Genomic DNA, 21,621 nt, shown 5'->3' with positions numbered 1-21,621 from the left:
CGATACTGAATATGAATCGGCGGCATCGCTTTTTATAGCTGATGTCGCCGATTTATTTATAAGGATTTTAGAACCATGCTACAGGCTGGTCGCCCATCACGAATTTGAGATTTCCTCCCTTCATGATATCTGCATAATCAATCCAGGCCTTCTTATAATCCTGACCATTCAGAATGACATGCTGGATATACTTGTTTTCTTTTCCTTTATTTTCCTTTTCGATAGTAAACTTACCTTCAGGAACATTGATTTCTACTTTGTCGAAGAGGGGATAACCGAATACGAATTTTCCTCCCGCCGGTTCTACCTGATAGAATCCCATTGAAGAAAGGACATACCATGCAGACATCTGGCCTACATCCTCATTGCCGGATAATCCGTCGGGTTTGTCGGTATACATAGTATGAAGAATTTCGTTCACCCGTTCCGCAGTCTTCCACGGCTGACCTACCAGTGTATATAAATAAGTAGTATGGTGTCCCGGTTCGTTTCCATGTGCATACTGTCCGATGAGGCCGCTGATATCAGGAGAAGAACTGTCGCCCATGTGACTGTCTACGATAAACAGTGAATCCAGCTTGTTGACAAAGGCCTCTTTGCTTCCGAAGCAACCTACCAGCCCTTCCACATCGTGAGGAACCAGCCAGGTATACTGCCATGCATTACCTTCGCAGTAGTCATCGTCTCTGTGGGTCGATGCACAAGGATCGAAAGGTGTACGTATGGAACCGTTGAGCATTTTTCCTCTCATAAATCCGGTTGTAGGGTCGAAATAATTCTTATACGACTTGCTTCTTTCCAGGAAATACTTGTAGTCATCCTGCTTGTTCAGTTTCAATGCAGCCTGTGCTACACACCAGTCGGCAATGGCATATTCCATGTCGTATGCAATGGCTTCTTTCATCAGGTCGGCAGGGATGAATCCGTATTTGATACGATGTTCCATACCACGTTCGGGCAACATAGACGATTCTTTCAGTGCCTTGTATGCCTCTTCCATGTCGAATCCTTTTATACCTTTCAAGATAGCATCTGCTACTACGGGTACTCCCGGATTTCCTACCATACAGTCTGTTTCGCATCCCATGAGGTGCCATACAGGCAGTTTGCCCTGTTGCTGGTAGATGTGAATCATGGTGTTGATGATGTCGCTCATTTTTTCCGGATGAAGCAGAGTCATCAAAGGTTGTGCGGCACGGTATGTATCCCACAAAGAGAAAGTAGTGTAGTTTACAAATCCTTCTCCTTTGTGCATGTTATGGTCGGCACCGTAGTAGTCGCCGTTTACATCACAGAATACAGAAGGAGCAAACATGGTATGATAAAGGCTTGTATAGAAAATCCGCTTAGAAGCCTCGTCGTTTGTGTACACTTTCACCTTATTCAATTCTTTGTTCCATGCTTCTTTGGCATCTGCAATGGTCTTTTCGAAGTCCCATCCGCTCAACTCAGTCTGCATGTTGAGCTGTGCATTCGCTTCAGAAGTAGGAGAGAGAGCTACCTTCAGATAAATCGGTTCCTCTTGTCCGGCTGCAAAGTTTACCCGGGCAAAGAGCTTCTTGCCTTTGGCTTCTTTTCCACTCTTTGTTGCATTGTCTGCAATAAACTCTACGTTTTCAAACTTCTTGGAGAATACAGCCGTAAAGAAGACACGCTGGTCGCTGGACCATCCTGTAGAGTAACGGTATCCGCTGACAGTACTGTCGTTTACCACCTGTATAAAGGCTTCGGTCGGTGCATCCCAGCATCCTCCGTTCACCATGTCGAATACGATAGCAGGCTTTTCGTCTGCAGGGAAAGTATATTTATGGAATCCTACTCGTTTGGTAGTAGTCAGTTCCACATCAATATCATATCTCAGAAGATGTGTCTTGTAATATCCGGGAGTGACAACTTCCTTCGAACGGTCGGAGTACGACCATAATCCGGTATCGTACGAAGATTCATCTCCTCGGGCATAGGTAACTTCTCCTGTCACAGGCATAACGTTGATGTCGTGAAGGTCGCCGATACCTGTTCCACTAAGATGCGTGTGTGGAAATCCTATCACTGTAGAGTCGGATACATGATATCCTGATACCCAATCCCACAATTGCGGGATGCTGCTTGGTCCCAGTTGTACAAATCCGTAGGGAACATTGGCTCCATAGAACACATGGCCGTGGCCTCCTGTTCCGATTTTCGGATCTACAAAGCACGTAAGATCTTCATTCGCTTCCTGTACAGAAGTGGAGTTGCTTCCACACGCAGCGAATAATGCTGTGGCTAACACCGTCAGTACGATTGGTTTTTTATTCATTTCTTTAAGTTTTATATGAAAGGTAAATAATATGCTATAGTATTGATTAATAGTCGTATAACGATGATGTTGTCCGGGCTGTCTTCTACTTTTTTTATAAGTATACCCTTATCATTCCGTTTACAGCGTATAAAGATATGAGATTTTATGGTCTGACAGACGGTTTTTGCAAAGAATTTGTATATCAGTAGAAAAATAGATGAGCTAAGGTTTTGGAGTTGCTTCTAAATAATAAAAGTCGAGAATGGCGTTGAGTATATTGAAAAACTGTCTATCTTTGTTTTTATAATCTTTTGATTATTAATGTAATAAATTAAATATAATGGATTTGAATATGAATTTAAGAAGTAACATTTATGTTCTCAATCTGTATTCTCAGATTAAGGATTTGAGTTGCGAAGATAAAGAAAAGAAATTACTTGGTGTATTCAAAGAATTGGCAGAACATATACTAAGCGGCTATTTTCTGATAAAGAAGAATCAAAGTGATTCTTTTGTGAAAGTGCATCCTACTTGTGTGGAGTTTTATTGCCACGAAGAAGGGGAGGGTAAAGATAAAATCAAGGATTATAGTGCTTATCACAGAAACAAAGAGGATAGAACATTAGATAAATCCGTTTTTCCACTTGGAATACTTCACAATCATATTTCAGGAATAGATATGACATTCGAGCAAGGGGAGGACCCAGCAAATGCCATACGCTTGTCGGCATTGATCAGAGAATTTCGTATAGATGATAGTGGCAAAAAAGAAGATAAATATGACATGGAGTATATTAATATAGAAAAAAAGAAAAATGGCGGTATCGTGACAAAGCCGACTTATCTGTACGATGCACTCTATTCGCAATTTTCAATTTTTGATGGCTTTAGTATACAGTGGATAGATGGAGAGAAAAAAGCGGTATTAGAAGAAAGTTCAGAACCGAGAATTAATGTGCCGGAATATGAAGTGAAGAATAATAAGCATGTACCTGTTCCTCAAGAAGAAACTACAGCAGAAGATATTTTGACCAAGAATGAAAAATACAAGCAATGTCTTAGAAAATGGAAGTTTAAATTAAAGCAATAATATAATAGCCGACTATGAATCCAATGCTATATTCAAATAGTATGAAATTGCCTTTTCAATACAGACATATAATGTAGCAGGAATAAAAAAGTGAAGAGAACTTTTGGAAGTTTTAATCAGCGTCGTTGAATGTAGAGCCAGCGTTGTTGGCTATACATTCAACGACGCTGTTTGTATAGCCGACGTCGTCGAATTAAACTAATAAATAGAATAATAGATTTATATTATTGATAATGAGTGCCTTTTTTACGAATGACTGAGAAAATTTTGTTTTACCCAATAGCCTGAATTGATATAAAAAAGAAAGAGACCATCTCAAAATGATTTGAGACAGTCTCTTTTTAATTTTTTCGAAGTAAAAGAACCGATTATGCTTCAGCAGGAGCTTCAGTTGCTTCTTCAGCAGTTGCTTCTTCTGCGTTAGCAGCAGCTTCTGCTTCAGCTTTTGCAGCAGCTTCAGCAGCTTTCTTTTCAGCTACTTTCTTAGCGATTTCTTCGTTTACTTTCTTTTCAGCTTCCATACGTGCTTTTGCATCAGCCTTCTTAGCTTCTTCTTCTTTAGCTTTCAAAGCAGCCAAACCGTTCTGCTTGTTTTCTTTCCAAGCGTTGAAACGAGCTTCTGCAGTAGCTTCGTCGAATGCACCTTTAGCTACACCACCCATCAAGTGTTTCTTCATGTAAACACCTTCACGAGACAAGATGTTGCGTACAGTGTCTGTAGGCTGTGCACCTACCATTACCCAGTGGTATGCACGTTCGAAATTCAAATCTACTGTGGCAGGATTGGTATTTGGGTTGTAAGTACCAATTTTCTCAGTAAATCTACCATCACGTGGTGCTCTTGCATCTGCAATAACAATTGAATAAAACGCATAACCTTTGCGTCCGTTTCTCTGCAATCTGATTTTAGTTGCCATTTTTACTTGTTAATTTTTTAAGTGAATGATTTGAATTATGCCAATATCCCGTATTGGCGGGTGCAAAGATAAAGCTTTTTATTTGTTTTACAAAGCGTTGCAGCTCTTTTTGTGTAATTTTTATTTCTTGGCACTCATGCTGGCTTTTATCAGGTAGACGATGAGGCAGATATAAGCAAGTAAAGATACTACCTGACTAAACGGATTGGCGAGCCATTCTTCGTTTACGAGATTGATGCCTCCGAAACGCATTGCTGCGCTGACTACTCCCATCAAGGCTCCACCGGCAATGAATCCGGAAGCAAGGAGAGTTCCACGTTCACCACGTGCGGTGTTGACTGCTTCATCCTTGCTGCGGGTAGTAATATACCAGTTGACTGCACCACCTACAATGAGAGGGAGGTTCAGTTCGAGTGGAATGAACATACCCAATGCAAAAGCGAGGGCAGGTACTTTGAAGTAAGTCAGTACCAATGCAAGCACTGCACCGATACCATAAAGCAACCAGGGTGCTGCTACTCCGTTCATCAGCGGGTCGATAACGGCAGCCATGGCATTAGCCTGAGGAGCGGCAAGCGCACCCGAAGAGAATCCGTATGTTTTATTCAGAATCATGATTACTCCACCTACAGTTGCAGCCGATACCAGTGTACCGAGGAATTTCCATGTCTGCTGTTTGGCTGGAGTACTTCCTAACCAATAACCTATCTTCAAGTCGGTAATGAAACCACCTGCCATAGAAAGAGCGGTACAAACTACTCCACCCATCACCAGTGCAGCTACCATACCGGTTGCACCCTTCAGACCGACTGCCACCATTACGACAGAAGCCAGGATAAGAGTCATCAGTGTCATGCCCGATACGGGGTTGGTACCAACGATGGCGATGGCATTGGCTGCTACGGTAGTAAACAGGAAAGAGATACCAGCTACCAACAGAATAGCTACTGCCGTATGAAGCAGATTACCCTGCATTACATCGAAATAGAAGAATAAGGCAATCAGTACCAGTGTAATGATAGAACCGATGGCAATGATTTTCATGGAAAGGTCACGCTGGGTGCGTGATACGCTGACCTCAGCTTTCTTACCGCCCATTTCTTTGGCTGCCAATCCTACTGCACTCTTGATGATACCCCAAGAGCGTACGATACCGATGATACCTGCCATGGCAATACCTCCGATACCGATACTTTTTGCATATTCGGCAAAGATAGCTTCAGGCGACATGCTGCCTACTGTATCGGTGAGAGAAGGATTCCATGCATTCAGTACCTGGTCGCCCCAGATAAGAGAGATACCCGGTACGATGATAAGCCATACAGCCAGTGAGCCGGCACAGATAATGGCTGCATATTTCAAGCCGACAATGTAACCAAGTCCTAATACGGCAGCTCCGGTATTCAGTTTTACCACAACTTTGGCTTTCTCTGCAAGGAGTTCACCCCATCCGCATACACGGGTGGTGAAGTTTTCGTTCCACCATCCGAAGGTAGCTACGATGAAGTCGTACAATCCACCAATCAGACCTGCAAAAAGCAGAGGTTTTGCCTGGCTTCCGCCTTTCTCACCAGAGATGAGTACCTGTGTACTTGCTGTTGCTTCGGGGAAAGGATATTCGCCATGCTTTTCGCTGACGAAGTATTTGCGGAAAGGAATCAGGAAAAGGATGCCCAATATACCGCCCAACAATGAGCTGATGAACATCTGGAAGAAATCGACTGTCATTTCCGGATATTTGTCCTGAAGAATATACAGTGCTGGCAGGGTAAAGATAGCGCCGGCTACAATGACTCCGGAGCAGGCTCCGATGGACTGGATGATGACATTTTCACCCAATGCATTTTTACGCTTTGCTGCACTGGATACACCCACGGCAATAATGGCAATGGGAATGGCTGCTTCGAATACTTGTCCAACTTTCAAACCTAAATAGGCTGCGGCAGCTGAAAACAGAATTGCCATCAGAATACCCCATAGAACAGACCACAGATTGACTTCCGGATAATTTTTTTCGGGAGACATCAACGGATGATATTTTTCTCCCGGTTTGAGCGGGCGGAACGCATTGTCTGGAAGACCCGCTTGTTTTTCAATTTCTTCTTTCATGTGTTTTTTATTTGTTGTTTTTGATTTAATGCCAATGAATAGTGCCCAAAAGTAATAAAATTCGGATAAATAGGTATAAAAGAGAAAGAGAAACTTGGAAAAGGCTTTCCAAGTTTCTCTTTCTTATCTGATTTGCGGCATAAGCCGGCAAAAATTAGTGGCAGAGCATCTCTTCGCTGATAGCTTTGAATTCTTTTTGGTCAGCTTTGCGCAGGCTGATGCTTCCGTCATTCCAGTTGGAAGGCCATCCTCCAACTATATGTCCCAGGAATACAGCTTTAATTTCATGCAATCCTTTGGCCAGTGCCATGGATGTATCGTGACGAGAGAAACGTTTTGTTTCACCACCGTTGCTGATCATCAGCTTACCGTCAATCCATACTTCTTCCAAGTCTGATGACAGATAGTATACACCGTCTTCAGGGATATTGACGTATCCGGTAGCGATAGCTGCATACTGTTTTACTCCACGCATTGATTCCGGAGCCGGTACCTGACTGGTGAGTTCACGGGTTTTCTTGATGACTTTAGTAGCTTTGGGCTGAAGGTTTGCTTTTTCGAAATCCTGCATATTCAGGAACATACCGTCGAAGATCTGCATGTTCAGTCCGGGAGCTGTCTTGGCAACTTCTTTAGCTGGAGCCAATGCTTGTTTTTCTACCTGAATAGTACGTACAGTACTCATCTTTCCAGATGGCATTACGGAAGCAATCTTCAGTGTAGTTGTTTCGCCGATAGAGATAGGACCCGTGTATACAGTAGACTGTGCAGTAGGTTCACTACCGTCGAGTGTGTAGACCATTTGCATTGGTCGGGTTGTTGTAAATTCCAAAGATGTGCTGTCAACGAAAGCTACAGTGTTGCAAGAACCATTCGGCTGTTCCGGCATTGGAATATGGTAATTGATACCGTATTGGTCTAAGCGTACGCAAGCATTGTTGATGCGGCGTGAGAAATCACTGAAGTCTTTACGGTCTACCGATGTCCATCCGATTTCTGCTACAGCCAGAATACGCGGGAAGGTCATATAGTCGCGTTTTGCATCACTGTAAATGTATTCGGACCATACATTTCCCTGTACACCCAGAACAAACTCTTCTTTTCCCATTGCAACCAATGTGTCAGGCATTGGATTATAGCTGTAAGTTTTTTCCAAAGTGCTGTATCCGCCGATAGTAACCGGTTCAATCTTTGAATCACCTTGATAGTGGTCGAGATACATACCGTTTCCACCCGGTGTCATAATCACAGTGTGGTTTGTCAGTGCAGCAGCAATACCGCCTTCTTCACCTCTCCATGACATTACAGTTGCCGAAGGAGCCAGACCACCTTCCAGGATTTCATCCCAACCGATGAGTTTCTTTCCTTTGGTTTCAAGATATTTCTCAATGCGGCGGATTACGTAGCTTTGCAATCTTTCTTCTGCAGTGTGACCTTTGTCAGCTTTAAGACCTTCTGTAGCAATGCGTTTCTGGCAGGCAGGACAAGTCTTCCAATTAACTTTAGGACATTCGTCACCACCGATATGGAAATATTCGCTTGGGAAAAGAGGTACCATTTCATCGATTACGTCTTGCAAGAACTGGAATGTACTTTCTTTACCCGGGCAGAATACAACATCTTCTACTCCCCAAATGATACGTGGATTTCCTTTTTCGCCTTTACAAGAGAGTTCAGGATAAGCAGCAATAGCAGCCATGCCGTGTCCTGGCATTTCCAGCTCGGGAACAACTGTGATAAAGCGGTCTGCTGCATATTTTACAACTTCTTTTATTTCTTCTTGTGTATAATAGCCACCGTATTCAGTACCTTCTCCATCTATACGCTTAGAACCTATTTCTGTGAGTTTGGGGTATTTCTTGATTTCAATACGCCATCCCTGGTCATCGGTCAGATGCCAGTGCATACGGTTGATTTTGAATAAAGACAATACATCAATGTATTTTTTGATGTGTTCTACACTGACAAAGTGACGGCAAGGATCAAGCATCATACCACGGTACTCGAAACGGGGTTCGTCTTTGATGCTGACAGCCTGTGCTCTCCACTCAATTCCTTCTACTTTTTCTGCACTTTCAATTTCTGCGGGAAGTAATTGCATGAAACTCTGCATTCCGTAGAACAGACCTTGAGCTGTTTTAGCAGCAATCTGTACTGAATTTGAAGTGACATCCAGTGTGTAGCCTTCATCATTCACTTCCAGTTCCGGATTAAGAGTCAATGTGATGTTACCTTGTTCTGCTACAGAAATCTGATAGCCAGTAGACTGACTCATTTTTGCAGCAAAGAATTCGGCAATGGTTTTAGCCTCAGGTGAAGTAACACCGAATTTTGTTCCTGAAGACAGTTTGAAGAATCCGTCTTGCTGTACTAAAGACTGAGGCATTGGGATGATGTTGATTCCCTCGTTGTAAGGTTTTACCTCACCGGTTGCACTACCACAAGCAGTCAGCAGTCCTAATGAAGCACCAATGCACAGGGTTGCTAAAAAGTTTTTTTTCATGGATAATAGAGGTTTAAAATTTGATATTGATAAAAATATGTCGATACTTTATATTATATAGCAATATTGTCTACAGTCTGATTTTTCTGAATTTAATTACGAAGATATTGCTTCATGCCTTCTGTGAAATAGATACCGGTATTTCCATTTTCTTTTGCATAAATGAAATAGGCATCCAATTCAGGATGAGCATTACAGATTGCTTTGGCTGAATCGAGCCCCAATACCATGAATGAAGTGGCATAGGCATCGGCAGTAGCACAATCTTTGGCTATGACGGTAGAGGAAAGTATATTATGCTGTACCGGATAACCTGTGCGAGGGTCGATGGTATGTGCATATTTCTTTCCGTCTTTGTAGTAAAAGTTACGATAGTTACCCGAAGTAGCCATTCCTCCCTGATTGATTTCAATAATGGTTTGCAATTCCTGATTAACGGAAAGCGAATCGTCTATCGGTTTGTTGATACCAATGCGCCATGATTCCTGTTGGGCATTCTTTCCTTTTACCACCAGTTCACCACCAATGTCGATCATGTAGTTTTTGATACCTTTGCTTTCAAGTAATCTGGCTACACAGTCCACTCCATATCCTTTGGCAATCGCACTGCAGTCGAGCATAATACGTGGATCTTTCTTTACAACTTTTCCGTCAACCAAGTCTACTTTTTCAAAGCCGATAAACTGACGGATGCTGTCGATAGTCAGGCTGTCTACGTGGCTTGCATTCTTGAATCCGAATCCCCAGGCATTGACTAAAGGAGCTACAGTGATGTCGAATGCACCATGAGTCTCTTTGGAAATCGTTTTAGCCAGACGGAATACATGAGTGAACATGCTGTCTGTACTATAATCTTCGTTGTGGTTGATATGAGTGATAACTGATTTCTTATTAAATGGAGACAGTGAATTGTCTACTTTCTGAAGTTCACTTTCAATTTCCATTTTCAGGTTCTCTTTCGACTGATAGGTAATCTTGTACATTGTTCCAAATACGATTCCTTGATCAGTCTGATAAGGTACCTGTTTTTTTAAGATAAGTACAGTTCCTACAATCAGCAGAATAAGAAAAGGAAGCTGCCATTTGAGTTGTTTGTTTGCCATGAGTCTGATTTTCTATGTTTTAAAAAAGATGTTCAATTAATATTTTCACACCGATACCTATCAGTACAAGTCCACCGAATATTTCTACTCGCAGATGGAATCGTTTTCCGAAAAATACACCAATTAAATTTCCGACAATGGAAAGAAGAAAAGAAGCCAGTCCGATGATAAACAGCGGAGTGGTCAGGCTTTGGATTGTTTTGAATCCGGTAAAGGCAAATGAAATGCCAACGGCAAGAGCATCAATACTGGTCGCAATAGCCATTGTAAGGATAACCCGCAGACGAGTAGGATCGAAACAACAGGTTTCTTCTGATTGAAAATGCGCCCGAATCATTCGTACTCCAAGGAAACAAAGCAGACCAAATGCAATCCAGTGGTCGTATGCTTCAATTAAATGATTGAAACGGCTGGCTCCAAACCATCCTAACAGAGGCATTAAAGCTTGGAATAGTCCAAAGAAAAATGCCATTTTTAAGGTATTTCCCCATTGTATCCGATGTAAAATGATACCACTTGTTACAGAAACCGTAAAACAGTCGATGGCTAAGCTGACGGCAAGTAGCCAAATTTCTAATATACTCATGATTAAAACGGCAGGTTATATATTAAGTTATAGGTTAAATTAAAACTACTGCTTGCATTCTTTCCGAAGCCGGGAATATACCAGGGTTCTGAGTTTTCGGCATTCGTTACATTCACGCGTCTTTTATATCGTACAGCCCATCCCATACAAAATCCTTTGTAAATCTTAACTTTTATTCCTACAACAGCTTCTATCCAGCTTGCATTGCTTTTGTTTCCCTTAAATTCATAAGGAATCTGGATTACTCCTCCGTAATTGGGGTCGTTCATGGTTGGGCCGCTTATGTCGTAGGTGAAGGATGTCATTCCATAACGCAGACCGGCATATAAATATCCCGGCAAATAGGGCTTCAGATAAAAAGCGTTATAATCCATACCGATACGGAAGAAAGGAGCAGATGTTTTGTAATGCATATCATTTGTATCGTGAATTACATCGGTTTCGCCATAGCCAATTTCCACAGTTGGGAAGAAGCGGTTCTTCAGATTACTTTGCAGGATAATTTCGCTACTTAATATGTCGCCGCCTATCAAGTGATTGGCCAACCCGGCTACTTCGATACCGATAGAACTTCCCTGATAAAAAGGTGAAGCCTTGTAGTCGGCTTTCAGTTCTTCTTTACTTTTCTTTTGTCCCCATGCGTAAGAGGGCAACAGAAGCATACTATTCAGTATCAGTAACAGTGAAATATATCTTGATATTTTCTTTTTCATTGTTATCTATGTTCGGGTTGATAATTTGTATAGAATCGAGCTGATGGCGGGTAGATGTTGCTTGCTGTATCTCGTAGAACATCATGGTGCCACAGTCCAAATTCGTTACATAAGGTATATTGCGGTGAGAGATATGAATCGTATCGGGTTTGGCATGCAGGTAAGCAAGTATAAAAGAAGTCTTATCGCTATAGCTTAAAGGCACTTCAAATCCGCTGGCCCCCACTTCCCGGTTGATTAATGTGTCGTGTATCAGCGAGTCGTATACCACTTCTTCTTTAATAGTCCCGTCGTCCAATGTATCGTATACCGTTACATCGGCATGAATCATACCGATGATGCTTGTCGTATCAATCAATTGAACGGCTTTGCCGTGCTGGTTGACGAAAGAAAACTTTATGTAAGACATCGTGTTGGGAGGACAGTTCTCTACTTCGCAAGCAGGGAAGAAAAGGACTGCTATCCACAGGATGAATAAAAGGAACGGTAGCTTTTTCATGTAGATTACAGTTCTTTTTCAATTTTATAATTGTTTCTCTCCGGAGCATTGCGAGCTATCAGCTCTCCAATGAATCCTGCCAAAAATAGTTGGGTTCCGATTATCATGGTAGTGAGCGCCAGGTAGAAATAAGGATTTTCCGTAACCAGACGATAAGGATTTCCACAATACATATCATATAGTTTGGTAGCTCCTACGGCTCCCACTGCAATGAATCCCAGAATGAACATGATGGAACCTAAAAAGCCGAAGATGTGCATGGGCTTCACTCCGAACTTAGACAAGAACCAAAGAGTAAGCAGGTCTAAGTATCCGTTTACAAAACGGTTCAGGCCGAATTTCGTCTTTCCGTATTTACGTGCCTGATGGTGTACCACCTTTTCCCCGATTTTGCTGAATCCGGCATTTTTTGCCAGATAAGGGATATAGCGATGCATTTCTCCGTATACTTCGATGTTCTTGATCACCTCACGCCGATAGGCTTTCAGTCCGCAGTTGAAGTCGTGCAGATTATGAATGCCCGATACGGCACGTGCCGTAGCATTGAATAACTTGGTAGGAATGGTTTTTGAAAGCGGATCGTATCGTTTTTGTTTCCATCCCGAAACCAGATCGTATCCGTCTTGGGTAATCATTCTGTATAGTTCGGGAATTTCATCCGGACTATCCTGTAAATCGGCATCCATAGTGATGACAACATCTCCCTGTGTCCGTTCAAAGCCACAGAACAAGGCCGGTGATTTACCGTAATTACGGCGGAATTTAATACCTCTTACACAGTCGTGTTTGCTGCTGAGCTCTTCGATGACTTGCCATGAATGGTCTGTACTTCCATCGTTTACAAAAATGACTTCGTAGCTGAAGCCGTTGGCATTCATCACACGTTCAATCCATGCATACAGTTCCGGCAAGGATTCTTCTTCATTATATAAAGGTACTACAACAGATATATCCATAGTTTATGATATTATTTTTTCTGCCTCATTACCAGCAGGGCGGTAAATAAAGCAAGTATAGTTCCATAAAAAATATTTTGTGAAATAAGTTGAGCTGTCAACTGGATAGGAGTCAATGCAGCGATGGCATCGATGGTTTGCATCAATGGTTCGATGCTGTCGGATAACCCTTGTATTCCTGCCGACTGTATTGATTCCAACTGAGTGCGATAAGTTTCAATGATGAAACCTTGGTCAAAAAAGCGGAAATATACATAATGTGCTACTGCAGTGAGCAGTGAAGCAAACATATACATCAGTAAAGTGAATGAAAATGCACGCAGAAAACTAATTTCATTGTCGCAATATTTCATGCGGTATTTACGTGCATAGATATATCCTAATACAGGAACCAAAAGGGTGAGCAAAACGAACAATAGATGCAGAAAAGGAATTTTGAAGCCCATGGGAAGGAAAATGAATTTGAAAATCCAATATATTCCCATTACGGTTCCAAAACGCATGGCATGTTCTTGCAGAGTAGTGGGTCGGTTGTTAGTCATTCTTTCAATACACAATTAGTTATTTTCGCAAAATTACGCTTTTTACTGTTATGCATCGTAATAAAAGAAGATAAAAATCGTATTTGCATTCAAATTCTTGCCACTGCTTCACAATCAGACCATCTTTTCATCTCTTTAGTTTTATATTATAACCCTGCATATTGGAGAGTTTTATGGCATCAGAAGACGGTAATCATCCTTCAGAATGATAAAAAATTATCTTTTTCTGCAGTTTTTTTTTGTCAAAGTATTGCAGATTCAAAAAATCTTCCTACCTTTGCACCCGCAATCGAGAAACATCGATGATGAAGAACGGTTGAAACATGGGTAAGTCCCATACGGCCAGCTCCTGATGAATCCTCCAGGGCTTGATCGCAGCAAAGGTAGTTGGTTGTAGCGGCGCGATATGGTAAGCTTACCCGCCTGCCTCTTTAGCTCAGTTGGCCAGAGCACGTGATTTGTAATCTCGGGGTCGTTGGTTCGAATCCGACAAGAGGCTCAAATAAAGCAGATGGGAGTAAGCACTGCTTTATGGCTTAAAATACTTACTCGTTTGCCTCTTTAGCTCAGTTGGCCAGAGCACGTGATTTGTAATCTCGGGGTCGTTGGTTCGAATCCGACAAGAGGCTCAAAGCTCAGAATTCATAAAGAATTTTGAGCTTTTTTCGTATATCCCTATGTGTACTCCGGACTTCTTAAATAAAGAAAACGGAGTACGTGCATTTCCTTTAAAGTTTGATAGAAGTATGCAGACTTTCCGATGCAGGAAACAAACTGTATCCGTCGTCGTTGATTGCGCGGCCGACGGTGTCGTCTGTCCGTCCGACGACGTCGTCTGTACAATCAACGACGTCGGTTATACGCTGGCATTGTTATATCTTTTTGAAGTTTCATTTTCATTTTCGGTTATATTCAAAGATTTTGAAATCATTTCAGATTCTTTTCAGATTTGAAGTCTACTTTTATCTCATCAATCATTAAAATGGAATTATTATGAAGACTTTTTTATCGTTATGGACTGTTTTGTTTGCTGTGATGTTGGGCCTGGCATCTTGTAATAAAAATGACATGCCGGAGGCTCCTCCGGGAACCGTCGATCCTTCGACTCTTCCAGCCGCTGTGTTGCAGGAGTTTGACGCCCGTTATCCTGGAGCGACCGATGTATCGTGGAGTATAAAGAATGATTATGCCGTAGCACATTTTTATTGGGACAGCGCTCGTTCGGACTCCCGTGCGCGTAATCATACGGCTTGGTTTACGATGAGAGGAGAGTGGGGGATGACTGAAACAGAAATACCTTTTGCCTTATTGTCAACTCTGGCACCGAAGGTATACGAAGCCTTTAGCGCAAGTACATACGGACAGGCTTCTTCGGGTTGGATGACTGATGATGAAGTAGATGTGCTGTTGCGTGGAGAAGGAACTGAGAAACTATATGTGATTGAAGTAAGCAAGAAAGAAGCAGGAAAAGAAACAGATGTAGATCTTTATTATACAGAGGATGGGGTACTTGTAAAAGAAATTATAGATGCTGATGATAATCAGGATTACGATGAGTATCTTCCCCAAAAACCGGCCGGAAATATTGAAGCTTGGTTGAAACAGAAATTCACGGCTTATACGGTAGTGGAAATTGAAAACGAGGATGGCAGAACAGAGGTGGAGGTAATAGCAAAAGGACGTAAACATGAAGTCTTGTTTGATGCTTCCCAGAACTGGCTTTCTGTCAAGACGGATTTATATGCGATGGATGCCAATAATGCAGAATGGGTGCCTGCCAATATTGTAGAAGCTTTGCAGAAAGAAAGTTATGAGGTAAGCAATATTAAGGAAATAGAACGTTATGAGGTAAACAAGTCTGGCAATGAATATGTATATTTCTGCTTCGAAATGAGAAGTGGAAGAGATGAGGTGGATGTATATGTAGATGAGACTGGTATTATATCACGTCCGTCGGTGGGCGGCGAAGGAGTGACTGTAGAAGGTGGTATCACTGAATTCCTGGCACAGAAATATCCGGGTGCGGTAGTTGTGGACAAAGATTATGACGACGGATATCTGGAGATAGACATTCGCCATGATAATATCATAAAAGAAGTAAAGTTCAATGGTCGTAACGAATGGATAAAGACTACTTGGGAATTGCGTTATGCTGCATTGCCGGAAGCTATTAGACAAACTTTGACAAAAGAAGGATACCAGCAGGCAGATGTAGACGACATTGAAGTGACCGAAAATGCTTCGGGAGTATTATACGAAGTGGAAATAGAAAAAGGGCATATTGAAAAAACATTGATTATAGATGCTCAAGGAGTTATCAAACAGCAATATTGATTAAATAAGTATAGGCTTATAGCTTATTGATTTGCCGGGTTATGTATCCCCTTCTTACCATATACCGATATGGTGGGAAGGGGATTTTTGTATGATAAATCCTGGTTCCTTTTGCTTTTTGTCAGTCGTCGTCTTTTTAGCGGGAAAACTGTGCTGAGCATAAACAGACTATATGGCACGTAGGTTGGGAAGTCTTTTTATACGGTTGGGAATCTGTATTTACCGTTTGAGAATGATGACTGTTTGACACCGCTTGTCTCCTCTCTATTTTTGTAATTCAAAATATAAAAACATAAATGTTTAAATGAGAATCTAAAGATGAGGACTGTTTGTTTATTTGTTGGAATATGTATGCTGGTCTCTTGTGGTGGTACGGTGAAAGAGACTTCTCAGAAACAGGAGGTCAAATTTGCTTCTGTACAGACCGTTGCAGAAGAAAATGAGCGTAGTTACACTTTTCTTTCGTCTCCTTATCGTACTACGGAACTCTCGTTTAGAGTAGGAGGTCCGGTGGTGAATTTTGAAGTACAGAACGGTCAGTTTTTTAGGAAAGGAGAATTGATTGCTGCTATTGACGACCGCGATTTTTTAATTCGCAAGCAGCGGGCGGAAGCTTTGTTCAATCAGACGAAGGCAGATTTTATTCGTGTGTCCAATCTGTATGAGAAGGGGAATATTTCTGGTGCTGCATACGAGAAAGCCAAGGCCGATTATGAACGTGCTGAAGCTGATTTTAATACCGCGGAGAATGAACTGAAAGATACCCGGCTGACAGCTCCTTTTGATGGCTATGTACAAAAAGTAAACATTGACAAGTATCAGGAGGTTAGTCCTTCTTTTCCGGTCGTTACTTTTATCGATCTTTCACGAATTAAGGCCGAGGCTTGTATCCCGGAAGATATGGCGGTTGGCCTTCGTGTAGCCGGACTGAAAGATTCTTCTTTTGTACAGTTCAAAGCTTTGGGCGAAAAGAAGTTTCATCCCATCGAAACGTATGTGACTCAAAGTACCTTGGAAAATAATATCTCTTATTTGTATACGGTTATATTGGATAATAAAGATTACGGTCTGTTTGGTGGAATGGCTGGCACTTTGTCTTTACGATTCCCCAAATCCGATGGTGGTTTACATTCATGTTCACTTGTGGCCATTCCCCAGACAGCTGTTTGTCACACCATAGATAAAGGAGCATTTGTCTGGGTACTGGGAAAAGATAGCAGAGTGAGGAAACAAAAAGTGGAGATAGGAAGTATGTTGTCGGGGAATAGGATAGAAATAGTATCCGGACTGAATGTCGGAGATAAGGTTGCAGTGACTCGTCTTTCCTATCTTTCGGAGAATGAAGAGGTACTTTTACAATTATAATTAGAGGGATATGGTTGGAGATATTACAAAGTTTTTTCTGAAAAACAAATCTTTGTCGTGGCTGTTGATGGCGCTTGTGCTGATAGGCGGTTCTGTAGCTTATGTAGATATGGGGAAATTAGAGGATGCCCCGTTTACCATCAAACAGGCTGTGGTAACTACTTCGTATCCTGGAGCATCTCCTATGGAAGTACAGAAACAGGTGACCGATATTCTGGAGGAATCTATTCAGTCATTAGGCGAATTGTATTATCTGAAGACTGATAACAGAGCCGGCCTGTCCAAAATAACGGTGTATGTAAAAAAGGAAATCCGTGCAGATGAAATGCAGCAGTTGTGGGACAAGTTGCGCAGAAAAGTGAGTGATGTACAAAGTAAATTGCCGGCAGGGGCAGGTCCTTCGGTCGTAAATGATGATTTTGGTGATGTATTGGGAGTATTCTATGGATTAAGTAGTGACTGTCATACTTATCGGGAACTGGAAGAACAGGCTGAGATTATTAAAAATGAACTTTTGGATGTGAAGGATGTGGCAAAGGTGGAATTGTTTGGAGTACAGAACCGGACAATTGAGGTTACTATTAATCCCACTTTACTGTCGAAGAGTGGCTTGACGGTACACGATATTGTTTCGGCCTTCGATAAGCAAAATAAAATTGTGGATGCCGGAGCCATAGAGACCGATACGCATCGTTTGAGGGTAGAGGCTGTTGGAAGTTTCTTTAGTATGGAAGAAATGGAAAATCTTACTGTTGTTTCGAAGGATGGAACTTACTTTCGCTTGGGAGAGATTGCTACTTTTTCCGAAAGCTATGTACATCCGGCCAGAAGTAAGATGGCTATAAATAATATTCCGGCAGTAGGAATTGCAATTTCTACCGTTTCCGATGGAAATGTAGTGGAGATGTCTGAGCTGGTCAAGGAAACTATCTGTCACTTAAAAGACAGATTACCGGAAGGATTTTATTTGGAGTCAATCTATGATCAGGGATATGAGTCGGCTGTGGCAAACGATGGCTTTGTAATGAACCTGATTATTTCAGTGTTGACGGTTGTCGCGGTATTGTTGTTCTTTATCGGCTTTAAAAACGGATTTCTGATAGGGAGCGGATTGATTTTCTCTATTTTCGGAACACTTGTTTATATGAATGCTACGGGGATAGCCCTGCAGCGTATGTCGTTGGCTGCGATTATTATAGCTATGGGAATGCTGGTAGATAATGCCATTGTGGTATACGATTCGGCTTTGGTGAATATGCAGAAAGGAATGCGTAAACGAAATGCGATATTGGCTGCTGTTTCTACTACATCCATGCCTTTGTTGGGAGCAACCTTGATTGCAGTCCTGACGTTTCTTCCCGTATATTTGTCTCCTCATATTACCGGAGAGCTTTTGTCTTCACTGTTTATTGTGATTGCAGTTTCATTGTTGTTGAGCTGGGTGTTTGCTATTACGCAGAATGTCTTTTTTGTACAAGAGTTTGTGCGTCGTCCTCGTCCGGATGAGTTGAAGGGAGAGTTGTTTCAGGGACGTATCTATACTCTTTTCCGCAAATTGCTGGCTGCTACAATCCGGAAGAAATATAGAGTAGTAGGATGTATGGTTGTTTTGCTGGCCTTGTCGGTCTGGGGGTTCCGTTTTATTCCACAGCAGTTTATGCCTTTGTTGAATAAACAATATTTTTCTGTTGATATGTGGTTGCCCGAGGGAGTGCGTATCGAAGAAACGGAAAAGCAGGTTACAGAAATGGTTGCTTATCTCAAGCAGAATGCAGAAGTAAAGCAGGTTTCTTCGTTTGTCGGACAAACTCCTCCCCGTTTTTATCTTGCCAATGCTGCTTACGGGCCGCAATCCAATTATGCTCAATGTCTGGTAGAAGCTGAAACTCCCGAAAAGGCTCGTGCCTTGCAGAAAATGTTGAATGAAACATTGCCTCTGAAATTTCCGGATGCGTTGATACGTGTGAACCGTTTCGAGCTGAATTCCATTCCTCAGGCTTTGATTGAAGCTCGTTTTTGCGGAGATGATCCTGCGGTACTCGATTCGCTCACCCAAATAGCTGTTGGTATTATGCGTAATAATCCTAAAGCATTGAATCCTCGCAATGAATGGGGAAATATGGCAATGAATGTACAGGCTGAATACGATCCTGTAAAAGCTGGGAAACTGAATATCGGGCGTTCGGATATGATGATGGCTGTGAAAAGTTTGTGTGATGGAGTCTCTGTGGGTGTTTACCGTGATGAGAACAAAAAAGTTCCGGTTTTGCTCCGTACTCCATTTGAAGAAGATTTTTCACAAAAATCATTGGAAGATTTGCAGGTATGGAACGGTACACGTTCTGCTCCATTGGCTCAGTTGACAGATGATATAGAACTGGGATGGGAGTATCCTTTGGTACGTACCTATAATCGTCAGTTGTCTATGGCTGCACAGTGTGATGTCAAACCAGGGCATACGATGGCTGAGGTCTTGAATGAAATAAAGGCAGAAGTTGAGCAAATACAATTGCCAGAAGGATATACCTTCTTTTGGGATTCTCAATATAAAGATCAGAAAGAGGCAATGGAAGCACTTACCAAATATTTTCCTTTGGCAATAGTCTTCTTGATTATTATTCTCGTGGCTTTGTTTGGTAACTTCAAGCAGCCGGCCATAATCTTTTTGATTCTTCCTTTGTCTCTGATAGGTATGGTCTTGGGTTTGCTCTGTACCGGTTTCGAATTTGGATTCTTCTGTATGGCGGGATGGCTTGGACTGTTGGGGATGATTATCAAAAATGTAATTGTGTTGTTGGATGAAGTCAATATACAGAGGAGTATGGGTGTTGACCCTTATCATGCCATTATTGAGGCTACGGTGTCGAGAACAAGACCTGTGCTGATGGCTGCTCTTACTACTATTTTTGGAAGTATTCCTCTGCTTTTTGATGTAGTTTTCGGTGGAATGGCAGCTACTATTGTGTTTGGTCTGTCTTTTGCTACTTTACTTACCCTATTTGTGACTCCGGCATTGTATGCTATTTTTTATCAAGTAAAAAAAGAGAATATTTAAAATAAAGACTATGAGTATCAAATTTCTTTATTTCGGTCAGTGGGCAATTATTTTATTCGCTATATTTGGAGTACAAACAGCGAGTGCTCAGCAAAGTGCTTGTTTGCAGGCTTATCGTAATCGGGTAATTGACTACAATCAGGATATTAAGGCTGCTGGATATACTGTATCCTTGCAGAAGGAGAAAGAGAAATCAGCGAAAGCAGATTTTCTTCCTAAATTATCTGCTGATGGTAGCTTCAGCTATACCGGTAATCCGATGGAGTTGCAGGTTGATATACCGGAGATGAATATATCCCGTTCTTGGCAAGGTTCTGATATGAAGTATGGAGCTTCGTTGACTTTGGCGCAGCCGTTGTATCAAGGAGGATTTATCCGTGCAGGGTATGACAAGTCGAAGAAGGAGAAAGAACTGGCTGAGTACGAGCAACAACGTATTACCAATAATACTGTTTACAATGCCGATGTTTATTACTGGAATGCAGTAGCGCAGACAGAAATGGTAAAGATAGCAGAAGAGTTTAAGTCGTCTGTATCACTATTGGTAGATGTGGTCCGTCATCGGGTACAGGAGGAATATACAGACCGTAGTGATTTGCTTATGGCTGAAGTAAAGCTGAATGATGCAAATTATCGTTTGTTGCAGGCAGAGAACAGAAGAGAAGTGGCTCGGTTATCGCTGAATTCTTTTGCCGGTGTGGCTCCAGACAGTGTACTTCAAACGGATTCTGCAGTGATATCTTTAAGAGAAATGGATGATAGAAATGAAACGACAGATTTAGGATTGGCTCATCGGCCTGAACTAAGGATTGCGTTAAATAAAATCGAAATTCAGAAAGCACAGGCGAAAATGGCCAATGCTCAGTTTCTGCCACGGGTATCGGTTGGAATTAATGGAAGTTATATGTCACCGGGATATAATTTCCGGTCTGATATGGATCCTAACTATGTGGTGTATGCTAAACTAAGTGTTCCTATCTTTGAATGGGGTAAAAGAAAAAGTACTCGTCGTGCTGGAAAATATGGAATTGATATAGCCCAGGAGAATCATCATAAAGTGGTAGATAATCTTCGGCTGGAAATAGAAACGGCTTATTATACATATTCACAATCGATAGAAAAGGTAATCTTTACAGAGAGTTCACTGCAAAAGGCTGCTGAAAGTGAATACTTGGCTATGGAGAAATATAAGGAAGGAAATATCTCTATTGTAGAAGTAATTAATGCACAACTTTATCATCAGGAGGCTAAAGTGAATTACATACAGTCAAAATTAGATGCACAGATAGCTAAGAGCGGATTTGAAAGGGCGATGGGAAGAATAGGGTATTAATAAAAAATAAATAAGATGAAGGATAAAAAGAATAGATTTGCTTTTTTGTGGAACATCTTTCTGTTTTCTGCATTGGGGTGCTTTTCGCTTTTCTTTTTAGTGCACTATACTGATATTCCTGTTCATCATCAGGAGAAATTAATGACAGCGGAAGTTTTTGCATCTGCCATTATTCTATTCAACGGCATTGGATTGAGTCTTAAATACATAGACAATTGGCTGATTCGTACATATC

15 protein-coding genes and 2 tRNA genes are annotated in these 21,621 nt (G+C 41.7%); 7 read left to right on the top strand and 10 right to left on the bottom strand.

Annotated elements, in window-relative coordinates; translation table 11 throughout:
- Positions 1–67: 67 nt before the first annotated feature.
- Positions 68–2,299 (bottom strand): GH92 family glycosyl hydrolase, encoded by a 2,232-nt coding sequence (locus tag WKU26_RS10505; protein ID WP_340321965.1) that lies wholly within the window; start codon positions 2,297–2,299, stop codon positions 68–70.
- 334 nt (positions 2,300–2,633) lie between these two features.
- On the opposite strand from WKU26_RS10505, the gene WKU26_RS10500 reads away from it, so the two are divergent.
- A complete protein-coding gene (locus WKU26_RS10500; RefSeq protein ID WP_340321964.1) occupies positions 2,634–3,371 on the top strand; it encodes a hypothetical protein in 738 nt (245 codons plus the stop codon).
- A 368-nt stretch (positions 3,372–3,739) separates the two neighbouring features.
- Here the strand turns inward: WKU26_RS10500 and WKU26_RS10495 are convergent, their stop codons facing one another.
- The 9 genes from WKU26_RS10495 to WKU26_RS10455 all read right to left on the bottom strand — a co-directional run bounded on the left by WKU26_RS10495 (position 3,740) and on the right by WKU26_RS10455 (position 13,299).
- Positions 3,740–4,288, bottom strand: a complete 549-nt coding sequence (locus WKU26_RS10495) for a 30S ribosomal protein S16 (protein WP_269877808.1) — start codon at positions 4,286–4,288, stop codon at positions 3,740–3,742.
- 120 nt (positions 4,289–4,408) lie between these two features.
- Entirely contained in the window at positions 4,409–6,397 is a 1,989-nt protein-coding gene (locus WKU26_RS10490; protein WP_340321963.1) for an OPT family oligopeptide transporter, read from the bottom strand.
- Positions 6,398–6,551: 154 nt separating this feature from the next.
- Complete coding sequence (locus tag WKU26_RS10485) at positions 6,552–8,900, bottom strand: family 20 glycosylhydrolase (RefSeq protein WP_340321962.1); 2,349 nt, start codon at positions 8,898–8,900, stop codon at positions 6,552–6,554.
- A 92-nt stretch (positions 8,901–8,992) separates the two neighbouring features.
- A complete protein-coding gene (locus WKU26_RS10480) occupies positions 8,993–10,003 on the bottom strand; it encodes an FAD:protein FMN transferase (RefSeq protein ID WP_178265667.1) in 1,011 nt (336 codons plus the stop codon).
- A gap of 19 nt (positions 10,004–10,022) precedes the next feature.
- Complete coding sequence (locus tag WKU26_RS10475) at positions 10,023–10,589, bottom strand: manganese efflux pump MntP (protein WP_340321961.1); 567 nt, start codon at positions 10,587–10,589, stop codon at positions 10,023–10,025.
- Between the two features lie 2 nt (positions 10,590–10,591).
- The gene (locus WKU26_RS10470) at positions 10,592–11,302 is read right to left on the bottom strand and encodes a DUF6048 family protein (protein WP_340321960.1); all 711 of its coding nucleotides are present in this window, start codon (positions 11,300–11,302) and stop codon (positions 10,592–10,594) included.
- A complete protein-coding gene (locus WKU26_RS10465) occupies positions 11,253–11,801 on the bottom strand; it encodes a DUF6452 family protein (RefSeq protein WP_338158024.1) in 549 nt (182 codons plus the stop codon). The genes WKU26_RS10470 and WKU26_RS10465 overlap by 50 nt, the downstream gene beginning before the upstream one ends.
- Positions 11,802–11,806: 5 nt before the next feature.
- Positions 11,807–12,757 carry a glycosyltransferase family 2 protein gene (locus WKU26_RS10460; protein WP_340321959.1) on the bottom strand — a complete coding sequence of 317 codons (951 nt, stop codon included), beginning with the start codon at positions 12,755–12,757 and terminating at the stop codon, positions 11,807–11,809.
- Between the two features lie 11 nt (positions 12,758–12,768).
- A complete protein-coding gene (locus tag WKU26_RS10455; RefSeq protein WP_269877816.1) occupies positions 12,769–13,299 on the bottom strand; it encodes a DUF4199 domain-containing protein in 531 nt (176 codons plus the stop codon).
- 425 nt (positions 13,300–13,724) lie between these two features.
- Here WKU26_RS10455 and WKU26_RS10450 point away from each other — a divergent pair.
- From WKU26_RS10450 to WKU26_RS10425, 6 genes are all read left to right on the top strand, one after another.
- Positions 13,725–13,798, top strand: a tRNA-Thr gene (locus tag WKU26_RS10450).
- 56 nt (positions 13,799–13,854) lie between these two features.
- A tRNA-Thr gene (locus WKU26_RS10445) sits at positions 13,855–13,928 on the top strand.
- Between the two features lie 364 nt (positions 13,929–14,292).
- A complete protein-coding gene (locus WKU26_RS10440) occupies positions 14,293–15,633 on the top strand; it encodes a PepSY-like domain-containing protein (protein ID WP_340321958.1) in 1,341 nt (446 codons plus the stop codon).
- Between the two features lie 351 nt (positions 15,634–15,984).
- Positions 15,985–16,998, top strand: coding sequence for an efflux RND transporter periplasmic adaptor subunit (locus WKU26_RS10435; protein ID WP_340321957.1), 1,014 nt, complete (start codon positions 15,985–15,987; stop codon positions 16,996–16,998).
- Between the two features lie 10 nt (positions 16,999–17,008).
- A complete protein-coding gene (locus tag WKU26_RS10430) occupies positions 17,009–20,053 on the top strand; it encodes an efflux RND transporter permease subunit (RefSeq protein WP_340321956.1) in 3,045 nt (1,014 codons plus the stop codon).
- Between the two features lie 10 nt (positions 20,054–20,063).
- Entirely contained in the window at positions 20,064–21,386 is a 1,323-nt protein-coding gene (locus WKU26_RS10425; protein ID WP_340321955.1) for a TolC family protein, read from the top strand.
- The last annotated feature ends 235 nt before the right edge of the window (positions 21,387–21,621 follow it).

The sequence above is a fragment of the Phocaeicola sp. HCN-40430 genome, assembly GCF_037890285.1.
In the GTDB taxonomy this organism is placed as follows: Bacteria; Bacteroidota; Bacteroidia; order Bacteroidales; family Bacteroidaceae; genus Phocaeicola; species Phocaeicola acetigenes.
The sequence above is the reverse complement of the archived record's forward strand: the minus strand, read 5'-3'. Positions and strand labels throughout refer to the sequence as shown.